The organism is Parvimonas sp. KA00067 (genome assembly GCF_001553085.1).
GTDB lineage: Bacteria > Bacillota > Clostridia > Tissierellales > Peptoniphilaceae > Parvimonas > Parvimonas parva.
In genome coordinates this window covers 94,013-106,808 of record NZ_KQ960149.1, presented here as the reverse complement: position 1 = coordinate 106,808, position 12,796 = coordinate 94,013, and the positions used below count along the sequence as shown (strand labels likewise).

General features: G+C 30.2%; 4 protein-coding genes and 1 pseudogene. All 5 read right to left on the bottom strand.

What is annotated here, in order from left to right; genetic code table 11:
• Positions 1-444 precede the first annotated feature (444 nt).
• The 5 genes and pseudogenes from HMPREF3181_RS04205 to pyrE all read right to left on the bottom strand — a co-directional run bounded on the left by HMPREF3181_RS04205 (position 445) and on the right by pyrE (position 12,792).
• Positions 445-6,669, bottom strand: a complete 6,225-nt coding sequence (locus HMPREF3181_RS04205; protein ID WP_068473451.1) for a Cna B-type domain-containing protein — start codon at positions 6,667-6,669, stop codon at positions 445-447.
• Between the two features lie 33 nt (positions 6,670-6,702).
• Positions 6,703-6,897, bottom strand: a pseudogene (locus HMPREF3181_RS08115) (transposase); the annotation flags it as partial.
• Between the two features lie 541 nt (positions 6,898-7,438).
• The gene (locus tag HMPREF3181_RS04200; protein WP_068473448.1) at positions 7,439-9,745 is read right to left on the bottom strand and encodes a hypothetical protein; all 2,307 of its coding nucleotides are present in this window, start codon (positions 9,743-9,745) and stop codon (positions 7,439-7,441) included.
• A 432-nt stretch (positions 9,746-10,177) separates the two neighbouring features.
• Positions 10,178-11,983 (bottom strand): LPXTG cell wall anchor domain-containing protein, encoded by a 1,806-nt coding sequence (locus HMPREF3181_RS07685; RefSeq protein WP_068473445.1) that lies wholly within the window; start codon positions 11,981-11,983, stop codon positions 10,178-10,180.
• Positions 11,984-12,210: 227 nt separating this feature from the next.
• The gene (gene pyrE / locus HMPREF3181_RS04190; RefSeq protein WP_068473442.1) at positions 12,211-12,792 is read right to left on the bottom strand and encodes an orotate phosphoribosyltransferase; all 582 of its coding nucleotides are present in this window, start codon (positions 12,790-12,792) and stop codon (positions 12,211-12,213) included.
• Positions 12,793-12,796 lie beyond the last annotated feature (4 nt).

Here is a 12,796-nt window from a genome sequence, read left to right as displayed (position 1 = left end):
ATTATTAAGGATTAACTTGTAGTAAAATATTAGTTAATCCTTTTAATTTTATCTATTTTATATAAAAAATTTTAGTAATATAACAAGTTTGTTTGGTTGTATTGTATATTATTTTATATTAAAATAAGATAAGGCAAGTGATATTTTTGAATGAATTAAAAATATTTTTATATATTTTTAGAGACAAAAAATGAGAATATAGATAAAAAATATGAAAAACTAGTAAATAAATTTAAATTAAATAGTAAACTAACTGATTAAGGCAAGCAAAACGGATGGGTTATCTCAATGGTTGTATGTTTAGTATTTTCACTATTAAGGCAAAAGCTATGTTTAAAAAGAGAATTAAATTAAAATAAAAAATAAGCTATGAGATAAATTTCTCACAGCTTATTTTTTTGCTTTTCAGCACTTTATTACTTATTATTAAAGGCAATTATTAAATTATTTTCTTCTTTTCTTAAAAGATACTGCAGATAGTGCTAAAGTAAGAAGTGAAAATAAAGAAGAAGTAGCTTGTACATTTGTTTTTGGCACTTTGTTTTTATTGACATCTTTATTATTGTTGTTGTTATTGTTGTTACTGTTATTATTGTTGTTACCATTGTTATTATTGTTGTTACTATTATTGTTATTACTATTATTGTTATTGTTATTGTTACTATTGTTACCATTGTTACCATTGTTATTATTGTTATTGTTATTATTTTTCGGCTCAACAATAATTGTTTGTGCTTGGTCTTTTGGATCTTCGTGTCTTATTATATTTTTAGCAAGACCGTCTTTGTCATCTTTTTTCAAGTTATTTTCTGACTCAGCTACTTCAAACACTACATATTTTTTACCAGCTTCTAACTGTACATCTTTAAACTCGACTTCTACTGTACCTTTTCCTTCGTCACTTACAGTAAATGTTTTTTCTGATGCTGCAACTGTTTTTAAATCTTCAATCTTAGAACCATCTTTATAGTCTGTTACATCTTTTAGTTTTCCAGTTATTTTATATTTTTGACCTGGTTGTAAGTTTTCATAGTGTACTGTGTCTTTAACTACTTCTTTTTCTTTTGCTTTTACTTCTAGGGCTTGATTTTTGTTTGCAGATTTTTCTCCAACCGATACAGTTGTAGATAGTGTTCCTACTTCTATATCGTCAATTATTGTAAGTTTACTTTCTTCTGCTTTTACATTTTTTGAATCTGTTGGATTTGTTACTGTTATCTTTCCTTTAGAATCTACAGTAAATTCTATTTCTGTTACTTTTACATAGCCCTTAGGTGCTGCAACTTCTACAAACTTATATTTACCTTCTTTTAGGGTGATTTCTTTTGCTTCATCTCCCGAAGTCCATTTTAGTTCTTGTTCTTTGTCTGAATCTTTGAATTTCCCTTTTGCAGTTTCCCCTTGCTCAGTTTTAATTTCAATTTGTGCACCTTTGATTTCTTGTCCTGCAAAGTTTTGTTTGCTTATTGAAATTTTTGATTCTTTTGGTGACTGTAGGTCTTTAGTATTTGTTACGGTTAGGCCCTCTTCTTTTTTAGTATAACCTTCAGGAGTAAAATCAGATCCGTTTTCTTGAACTTCTTTTACTGAATAAATAAATTCCTTGCCATTTTCATCAAATCTATCTAAGTCTTTCCAAGTTGCTTTTGTTGTACCATTTTCAAGTTTTCTCACTTCTTGATCTTGGACTTCTGTTTCTTTACCGTCTTTGATTTTCCTGTAAAGTTTGAAGTAAATAGTTGGTCTTGTTTCACCTGCTTTTAAATCGCCTTCCCAAACTTTATTAGCTTCTACATCTATTTTCTGATAGGTATTTGTTACTGTAAAGCCTTTATCTATAGATCCAGTTATTTTGTTAGTATAATTTTTTGGAACATTTTCTTCTTTTACATAATATTCAAATTCCCTACCACTTGGGTCGTGTTTTGGAAGGTTTTTGAAGATATGAGACTGCTCATTATCTCCCCCATCTATTGTAATAAAGTCTTCAATTCCTTTCACTTTTTCATCAATAGTCTTTCCATCTAAAGCTTGACCTTTTCTCCAAAGTTTAATGGTAGTAGCCGGCTTCTTGCCTCCGTCCCAAACTTTCTTAACTGTAATATCTATAATATTTTTATTCGGAGTTTCAGCTTCTCCCGGTTTGACGTTTTTGTTTACCACGGTTAGGGTCTTTTCATAGTCTTTTTTATTATCAGTTTTTTCCAATTTTACTTTTATTGGATCTTTTGATAATTTTGAACTAGCCTTATCATAGTCACCTTCAACATAATAAGCTGTATAGCCTTTTGCATCTACTTCTTCGACAGTATATTCGCCGTCAAATAGATTTTCTAATACTTTTGTTTCGCCAGCAGCCAATTCAAATTCTTCTGTATATTCTGTTGGCTCATTATTTTTAGATCCATTTATCTTTGGTCCTGTAACTTTGAATTTAAACTTCAATGGATCTGGAACTGCCGTCCTGGTCATCATTGACTTTTTCTCAACAGGTTCGTTTTCTAGGACTTTTTTGATGGTTAGTTTGCCCTGTGGTTTTTCAAATTTCGCAACATAAGTGTAATTCTCACATACACCTTTATCTTTACCTAAAAGACCTTTTGATTGATCTTCTTGGCGTTCCCAACCTGCAAATTGATAGTCTTTATCAGGTACGATTTCTACACCTGTTTTGTCTGAATTATGTTCCATAGTATCAGGAACTGGGATATTAGAAAATTTTAAGCCCTTTACAACGTCGTAGGAAACAGTTTTGTCTTTACCACCTTCTTCGAGTTTGCCGTTTTCGCCAGCCTTGAAGGTTACTCTTACATAACCTTCTGGTGTTTTGCTATTTTCTGGCACTTCTATTATCCTTACGTCTTTATAATAGAAAGTAATTTCATCAGACCCTGTGCCATTGATGCCCTTAAACTCATTTGTATTCTCGTCAACATCAAAGAAAAGTTGTTGTTGTGGCTTTTCTCCCTCAGCTAGAACCCAGCCCGGAATTTTTTTGTAATTTCTGGCATCATAGTGACGGTTGCCGTTTATCACTTTTTCTTGTTCAATAATAGAATACTCTTTTATTATTTCTTTCTTTTCGGCTTCAGATGACGCCGCTTTTAGTTTTTCTTTGGCTCTTTCATCTAAGTAATTAACCTTATACTCACGCTTCCTAAAAGGCCTATAAAAGAATTTGAAGACATTATTTTTAAAATCAGGGTTTTCCTCCATTTTACCAGATTCTGGGTCTAAGATTTCCTTTGGTTCTACCCTAAGGGTTTGGAAGTAAGAGTTGTTTAAATTATTTACTCTTTTGTTGTATTCTTCATAAGTTGTTTTAAGTTCCCCTTGTAGATTTTTATCAAGTTCGTCATGGGTAGCTAAGATATAATCAGCATCCTGCTTATCCCCAGTAGTCGATGCCATATAGTTAGCCCTTACATTTTCTAATTTCTCTTCCAAAGGATTTTTCTTTATATTATTATCTAAGTTATATTCCTTGTCTAAGTTATATTCCTTGTCTAAGAAATAATGTTTAACCTCAACATCGACCCTTTGGTTTGGTACCCAAATTGCTTTTAGGTAGATTGGAGCTACAACGTCAGTACCAAAGGAGTATAATTCAGGGACCCCATATTTTTCTCGATATGATTTATCCTGTTCGTTAGTATAGTTGCCATCATCACCTTTTTTATAACGGATTACTTCCCAACCTAGAAAGTCATATCCTTTCTTTTTTGGTTTTTGAGGTTCTACTAGCTTTTGTCTTTGGATGACAGTAAAGATTTGCTTATCGCCTTCGTCATCTCCTTTTTTGGCGTAGGTGATTTCTTTCTCATCACCTATGTCACCTTCTTTTATTTTTTTTCTTTCTGTGGTGATATTTGCTTCATCTATTGAATCTAGTTTTCCCCCATCAGGGTCAAAGGTTACCTTCCATTTATAGTCAAGCTCGCCCCATATAGCATATAGGTTTACTGGGTGGTCAGGCATTTTTTCGCCCGGGTTTTCCCAAACCATCTTTTTGCCATCTGGATCAAGGGCCCAGCCCTTAAATACCATTTGGTCTGAAAGACCTTGTGGTCTTTTGACTCTCAATTTCCCATTTTTATCTTCTTCTACTAAATCTGTAAGGCCTAATTTTTGTAAGTTTTTTGGATTATCTAAAAAGTTTTTTGGATCTTCTTTGAAATATTCCTTATCTTTCCTTTCTAATTTTGAATCTACTAAATCTGGGCTTAGGACCTTTAGTGGAAATTCATAGAAGGTGTCTAATGAGTTAGTTTCATTAAATTCATCGTCACCCTTTATCACTCTTGGGTCGTAGTTAAACCTTAGAGGATACTTGTTACGTTTGTATTTGAAACGAAGGTAGCCATTTTGTTCAAATGCTTGACCACCTTCCTTTACGTCTCCAAATTCGTCGGAATCGCTATAGAAGACTGGTATAAAGTCTAGCTGGCCGATAGGGAGTTTGATTCCATTGTTGTTATAGTATGTCCCACTAGTGTTAGGGGTGATTTCATCACGCTCATCGTTTAGTTCACCAATTCTATCTTCATCAACACGGCCATCTTCCTCGCTTCCCTCTTGAATAGCAGGCCATGCAGCTTTAGGATTATAGCCATAAGGAGTAAAGCCTGTAACTATAGGGTATCTGTGGCCATAGTCTAGGGCATCTGTATCTGCCTTGGTCCTAACAAGGTCGTAGCGTATGATGGTTTCGCCATCCTTAAAGCCGTCCATCCAAAAGTCCATGTGGTGAGGGATAGATGGATGATACTGTTTTATACCAAAGGAAAGGGTTGTAAAATCGAATCTATCTAAATCGATGGTTGTGCCATCGCCCTTATCTATCTTCTTAGTATAGCCGCCCCATCTATCGTAGTTATCCATGTCCAGGAACTCATCTGCATTTAATCTATAAGGAGGAGTATCTAAGTGAAGAGGCCAGTTTGGATTAGCATAGTTAGGTCCCCAGCCAAAAGATTGGTAGCCAGGTGTGAAGCCCTTAGTTTGTTTAGCATCGTTTGGCCACTTATACATCATTTCATTAAATCTTGCCTTGTAGTGGTAAGGATTACCGGGGCCGCCCTTCATTACCGCTTTACCTTTTGATTCGTCATATCCCCAAATTTCAGGATAGAAAGTGTTCTCTTGTCTTTCTTTTTTAAAATAATTGGACTCAGTAAAGTATAGGTCATAGACTTGTCTGTCGTAGTAGATATTATAGACAGTTTGACCTGTTGGAGACACTGACTTTATCACATTTGGATTTTGAGGATTAGAATTTTCTTTGTCTGTTAGGTCTTTGTTGTAAACATAGAACTTGTTTAGATAAAGGTGTTTGTTAAAATTAAATTTATCGCCTTTCCATATTTTATCTAGACGATTTTGGTCTAGGTCAGGGAATTTTAATCCCTTTACAGGTTCCTTATCTAAATCTGGTTTATATCCTGCATCAGCATTTTTATAAACACGAGTGCCCATATAGTCATACTTTTCTAAAAGTGATGCACCATCAGCGTGGTCAGCCTTTTCTGTCCAAAATTGGATGGCGTAGTCAGCCTTTGATTCATCTTTCCATTGTGCTGTGAAAGTGACATCTTCTGCCGGCATGATTAAACCATCAGTTAATTCTGCTTCAGTAATTAAATCACTTGGTTTAATTGTGCCACCGTCTTTTTTCTTTATTTCAACAGATGGTTTCCAACCCAAAAATGTACTTCCTTCTTTTTTTGTAATGCTGTTTGCATCAATTTTTGGGATTTCTTGTTCATAGTAGATGGTACGGCTAGGAATTGATGTGCCGCCGTCGGTGTTAAAGTTGACATTGAAATGGGCACGGTTATAGCGGTATTCTAAGACAAAATCTGTCGCATTGTCCGGAACTTGCATCTCTATATAATATTGTTCAGGAACAAAGCCCTTTCTTTCTCCCTCTATCAAAGGCTCGACTCTTGTCTTTGAACCAGTGTTGCCATCTTTAGTTGTTACCTTTTCATGTTTTTTTATCTCACTTTCATCAACTTTACTTTCGTTTCCATCAGCATCTATCAAAGTACCATCAGGACTAGTTATAGTACCATCTGGGTTTGTGTACTTACAAAAATCTTCAAGTTTTTGGAAGATATGCTTTACCCTAAATTTATTTGACCTGCCTGGATAATTAAATTCTTGCTTTTCTTCATACCTAAAGCCATCTTTTTCATTACCAGTCTCATTTTTATTTTCTGCTGCATTTTTTATAATATCATAAGAAATTTGATAAGAATCAGTTGGTTTATTGTAACCAGAAAGGTCAGGTAAATTAATGGTCTTATTTACCTTAGCTTTTTCATCATCTGTTGCGGCCTCGCCAACACTTGCTTTGTAGGGTTGGTAGTTTACTACATATTTTGGATCTCCCTTATCATCTACTCCCCTTTCTACCAGATAATCTTTACGCAAGGTATAGATATTAGGTTGGTCAGGATTTTTTGTGATACTTTCTGCCGTTTCTCCTTCTCCAGGTTTTACTGGCTTTGCAGGAATATTAGCTCCTGCCACAATAGGGCATTTATCGTTATTACTAACCGATTTTGGCACCCCTCCAACCCCATCAGTCGCAAAAACCGGGGCGATATTTGATGCCATCGTGATAGTAGCTATCAAAAGCGCAATAAACTTTTTCGTTTTTTTCATATTTACCTCTCTTTTCACAATTTTTCTTTATCTTATTAGTTCTTTTTCTTCTTCAGTTCTATTGTCATCAATGTCAAAAGATTTAGAGTTGTTGTACCTATTAACCCATTCTCTTATTGTTGACGGTGCTGTGTCGTATTCTTTTGCTAATTTTCTGTATGTTTAATTTCCTTGGTTAAAGATTTCTACTATTTGCTTTTTGAAGCCTTCTTCGTAATGTCTAGCCAATGTAAAATCTCCTATGATCTCTTGTTATTTATTATATCATATTTCCATTTTGATAAATTTAAAAAGGTAAATATGATGAAATAAATATTCTTTTACACAAGAATCGTAAACTCATATTTATTATATCATATTCCCACTTTAGATAAAATTTTTCAATGTGAATATGATGAAATAAATACACTTTTATACAATACCCATAAAACTGTATTTATTATACTATGTTTTCAATTTATGTTTTTTTTTATGTAAACATAGTGAAATAAATATGCTTTTGCAAAAGAACTGCAAAACCATATTTATTATAACATATAATCAGAATTTTCACAATCTCCTAAGGCTACCTCATGTAGTTTTAGGAGACTTTTATAGTTTATACTCATTTCTTGGTAGTGTCAAGTTTTTTGTATAAATTATTTTAAATTTCTTGTAAAAACAAGTGGTCCTAAATTGCAAGAAAAAATAAGCTATGAGATAAATTTCTCACAGCTTATTTTTTTGCTTTTCAGCACTTTATTACTTATTATTAAAGGCAATTATTAAATTATTTTCTTCTTTTCTTAAAAGATACTGCAGATAGTGCTAAAGTAAGAAGTGAAAATAAAGAAGAAGTAGCTTGTACATTTGTTTTTGGCACTTTGTTTTTATTGACATCTTTATTATTGTTGTTGTTATTGTTGTTACTGTTATTATTGTTATTATTGTTGTTATTGTTGTTATTGTTGTTATTGTTGTTGTTATTATTTTCGCTATTTTGAACAACTATTGTAGTTTTTGTAAAACCTTTATTAAACTTAAACTTAAATTCATGAGAACCTTCTTTTAAATTCTTAGAAAAAGCTTCATTAAAACTTATAATTGTACTTCCTCTTTTTAAAGAGTAATTTGAAGGAGAAATAAGCTTTCCATCTAGATAAGCTCCTTTAAAATCAGTTACATCTGTTGAAATTCTAAAAGAAATTCTATTTTGTTTTGATTTATCAAAAACTTGATTTTTTCCTTTTAACACTTTAATATCTTTGTTTTCTGTATTTTCCTTTTCTTCTTGTTCTTTTCTTTGTTTTTCCTTTTCTTCTTGTTCTATTAGTGCATTAAGCGCCATGATTTGAGATTTAACTTTTTGTATTTCTTCTTTTAAAGATGAAATTCCTTTTGTTAAACTTTCCATTTCTCTTTTTGCTAACTCAACTTCTTTCTCTTTAGTATTTATAGCTTTTTCTAACTCTTCTTTTTTAGCTTTTAACTTTGTTTGTTTATCTAAAGAAGAATTAAATCTTTTAGTAAGATCTGCAATTTCTTTTTCTAAATTACCAATCTTCGTATTATTTTCATTTATAGCATTTGTAGTTTCTTCTTTAATTTTAACTAAAGCTTCCTTTTCTTTTTTAATACTTTGATTATTTTTAATTTCTTTATCTTTTTTAGCTTCTATATCTTTTGAAGATAAAAGTACTTGTTTCTTTTCATTATCAAAATTTTCTTTTTCTTTTGTTAGATTTTTAATATTTTCTTCTAAAGAAGAATTTTCTGTTTCAAGTTTTCTAGTTTCTTGTTCTAATCTATCAATTTCTGACTGTAGATTATTTTTTTCACTTTCTAAACTATTACTTTGTTGATTTAATTGTTCCAACTCATCTTTATAACTATTTTTTATTTCTGCTTCTTTAGTTTGCAATCTAGTAGTTTTTTCATTTTCAAGTTGTGATTGTTGACTTTTTTTATCTTTTATTTGCTTTTCAATTTCTTGTGCATTTGGAATTTGTTTTTCAGTTTGTTTTTGTTGTTGTTTTGTAACTAATTGTTTATTTAAATCAGCTATTTCTTGTTCTAAAGTAGAAATTTCATCTTTTACAGAATCAATTTTTCCTTGTAAAATAGTCATTTGTCCGTCTAATTGATTAGCTTCATCAACTTTTTGTGAATTTTTACTTAATTCTTTCCATTTTTCTTGTAATTGTTGGTATTGTTGTTCTAAACTTTTCTTACTTTTTTCTTTTTCTGTTTTTTGTTGAGTTTTAGTTTCTATATCTTTTTGTATATTTTTTATTCCTTGTTCTACTGCATTATTTTTATCTTTAATTAAGTTATTTTCTTCAGTTATTTGTGGAATAGTTTTTTTCTTATTTTCTAATTCTTCTATTTCTTTTTGTAAAGTAGCTATTTGTTGATTTATTTCTTTTTCTATCTTTTGTTTTTCTTGGTTAATCTTTTCATTCATTTCTTGTGTTTTTTGTTCGATAGCTTTTTTATTTTTAGATAAGTTTTCTTCTTTAGATTGTTTTTCTGAATTTAATTTATCAATAGCTTTTGAATTTTCTGTGATTTTTTCTGAATTATTTCCTTGCTTTTGTTTTATATTTTTTATTTCTGTATCTTTAGAATTTATTTTTTCTTCTAAATCTTTTATTGTCTTTACTTTTTCTTCTAAAGATTTATTAAACTCATCTATTTTTCTTCCAGATTCTTTTATTTTTGTTTCTTTTTCTTGTAAGTTTCTATCTGTTTTTTCTAACTCTTTATTTAATGTACCTTTTTGTTGTTGTAAATTTTCTTTTTCTAACTCTTTCTTTTCTTTATCTGAAGATAAAGTTCCAGAGTTTTGTAGTTCGTCATGATATTTGCTTTCTGTATTTGCTTTTTCTTGTTGCAAAGATTTAAGTTCATTTTGCAAATTAGAAAGTTTATTTTCATTAAGTTTTTTAGTTTTTGCTTCTAAGTTTTTGTTTTTTTGTTCTAAATCTTTTTTTAAATTATTTAATTGTTCATTATTTGTAAGTTTTTGTGCATGTACACTTTGTGTTACTAAAACTGCAGCAGTTAGTGATAATCCTATAATTTTTCTAGTTTTCATAAATTAATCTCCTTATTTTTTTATTTTATTTTTTAAATTTTATTTTCATTTTTTCATTAGCGGTATTATTTTAACAATAAAATATGAAATATTTATGAAATGAAAAAAATTTTTTTAAATCTTTCATAAAAATTAAGGTGCTACAGCTGAAAAAGAAGTCTCTTAAATTACCTTTGATAGTCTTTTGGAGTTCTTCTTTACTTTAGATGCTGACTATAGGAAAGACGCTGTGTAGCTTATGAATGATAAGACGATGCTTTTCCTGCACAAGCTAAAGGATTCCAATGGCAACTATATCGGAGTAGTGATATCAATCAAAATATAGAAAAATCGGCATAACTAGTATTTCTACTAATCACGCCGATAATTTTTTAAGAAATTAAATCCCTAATTTACAGCCCCTGAGAGGGTTTCTCCTCTTTTTTTGTTAAATTATTTTCTCTTTTTAAGAGCAAATACGCCAACAGTTGATGCGATTAAACTTAATATAATCGAACCTTGGCTTTCTATTCCCGTTTTTGGAAGTTTTGCCTTTTCTTCTTGTCCTTTTCTTTGTTTTTCCCTTTCTTCTTGTTCTTTTCTTTGTTTTGCCTTTTCTTCTTGTTCTAAACTAGCCAATAATAATTTTTTCTTTGCAACTTTTTCTCTTAGATTTTTAATCTCTATATCTAACTTTTTGATTTGTTCATCTATCTCTTTTATTCTATCTTCAAGTGCTTTTCTATCTAGTTTCACTTGTTTTAGTGATACTGCCATTGGCATAGTACTTTCAAGTCCCATTTTTTCTTCTAGTTTTGAAAGTTTTTCTTTTAGAGTTTTTATAGAAGCTTTAGCATTTTGGTACATTTCTTGTGCTTTTTTGATTTCTTGATTTAATCTTTCCAAGTCATTTTTGTTTGTCTCAATTTTCTTTTTAATAGCCTCTTTTTCTGACTCAAGTTTTTTTAGAGTTTGATCTTTATCTTTCAAAGCATCTAATTTCATTTCGTTATATTTTATGCTTTTCTTTATTTGTACAAGTTTTTCTTCTTCTTCAGATAAATCTTTCTTTGCTTTTTCTACAAGTTCTTGTTGAGTATCTCTTGCCTTTTTCGCTTCTTCTACTTGCTTCTCGAATTTTGGCTTGCTTGTATTTATATCCTTAATTTCTCTGTCTAGACGTTGAATTTCTTTTTCAAGGTTAGCTTTATCAGCCAATAAATTTTTAAGTTTTTCCAATTTTTCTTGATTTTCTTTTATTGACTTCTCAAAGTTCTCTTTTTCTCTTTGCCAATTTAAAAGAAGAGTTTCTCCATTCTTAACCTTATTTTTTTCATCTTCTATTTCTTTTTCTAATTTCTTAATTTGTGATTCCACATCGTTTGTTAGATGTTCTTTGCGTAATTTTTCTAATTCAGCCGTTTTTATTTTTATTTTATCTTTAGCTTGTCCAGATAGTCTTTTAGCGTTTTCTGTGCTCGTTTTATTTATTTCTAACTTTCTTTCAAGGTCTTTATTTTCATTATTAAGCTTATCTTTAATTGCATTTATATTATTTATAGCTTGTTCTGTAGCTTGTTTTTTCTCTTTTGCTTTAGCTATTTCTTTTTCAAAATTTTCTAAATCTTTCTTATATTTTTCTAAAAGAGCATTTTCTTTTACATAATCAGCTTCCTTTTTCTTTAATTCTTCACTAGCTTTTCCTAGGCTTTCCTCAAATTTTTTCTTTTTATCTTCACTAGCTTTTTCTTTTTTATTATCTTCTTCTATACTTTCTTCAAGGGCCTTCTTATCCTTTGCCGGATCAAGTTTTTTTATTTCATCTATCATTTGGTCTTTTGCCTTTAGATCTTTTGCTAAAGTTTCTTTTTCTTCATTAGCTTTTTGAAGTTTTTCTTTTAAAGACTCAAGCATTTTTTTATTTTCTTCTTGTTTACTTTCAAGTTCTTTGATTTTATTTTTTAATTCATCAATTTCCTTAACTGATTTGTCATTTCCCTTGGATAATTTATCAGAAATTTCAGATTTTTCTTTAAGCAATCTTTCTCTTTCATTTATTTTTTCCGATAATTCTTTTTCCATTTGTGCTATTTCTTTTTTTATGCTTTCAATTTTATTTTCAATCTTAGCCTTGTAGTCAATTTTTGTAGGATTTACCTCAACATTTTCTTTAGCCTTTGCCAAATCTACTTTTGACAAAAGTATGCTTGATGACAAGGCTAGAACCATTGCACATTTTTCTATTTTTTGTTTTTTCATAAACTAATCTCCTTAATTTTTAATTTTATTTTTATTTTTATTTTCATTTTGTATTTGAGGCATTATTTTAACAATGAAATATGAAATATTTGTGAAATAAATATAAAATGTTTATGAAATGAAAAAAATTTTTTTGAAATCTCGCTTGGATAATTATCGTAAAAAAGTGTTGTTATGTTTTTTTGTAAAAAAAGAGCATCTAAAACTAGATGCTCAAATAAATTTTACTAAAATTTCTTTCTGCTACCAGGTTTTACAAGTTCGATTTTTCCTTCTTTACAAAGTGGACATTCTTCTTTTTCAAAAGCTTGTACATTCAATGCGATTGCGGGAAAAAGTGGATATTCGATATTTGATTTTCCGTTTGTTCTATCTACGATTGATGCGATTCCTACAACATTGGCTCCATGTTCTTTTAATACTTTGATTGTTTCTAATGAAGATTTTCCAGTTGTAACTACGTCCTCAACCACAAGTACATTTTCTCCCTCATTGATGAAAAATCCTCTTCTTAATGTCATTACGTCATTTTCTCTTTCGGTAAACATGGCTCTAACACCTAATGCTCTTCCTAATTCGTAAGCAATTACGATTCCACCCATTGCAGGTCCAACTACTGCGTCAACTTTTATTTTCGCATCTTCTATTTTTTTCTTAATTACTTTACAAACTTCTTCTGCTTTTTTTGGATACATCAAAAGTTTTGCACATTGAACGTATTTGTCGCTGTGTTTTCCTGATGATAATAAAAAATGTCCTTCTAATAACGCTTCGCTTTCTTTTAATAATTCTAATACTCTTTGTTCCATAATT

Excerpts from the sequence above, each read along its gene's own strand:
- HMPREF3181_RS04205 (WP_068473451.1), bottom strand. The coding sequence starts at position 6,669 with ATGAAAAAAACGAAAAAGTTTATTGCGCTTTTGATAGCTACTATCACG.
- HMPREF3181_RS04200 (WP_068473448.1), bottom strand. The coding sequence starts at position 9,745 with ATGAAAACTAGAAAAATTATAGGATTATCACTAACTGCTGCAGTTTTA.
- HMPREF3181_RS07685 (WP_068473445.1), bottom strand. The coding sequence starts at position 11,983 with ATGAAAAAACAAAAAATAGAAAAATGTGCAATGGTTCTAGCCTTGTCA.
- pyrE (WP_068473442.1), bottom strand. The coding sequence starts at position 12,792 with ATGGAACAAAGAGTATTAGAATTATTAAAAGAAAGCGAAGCGTTATTA.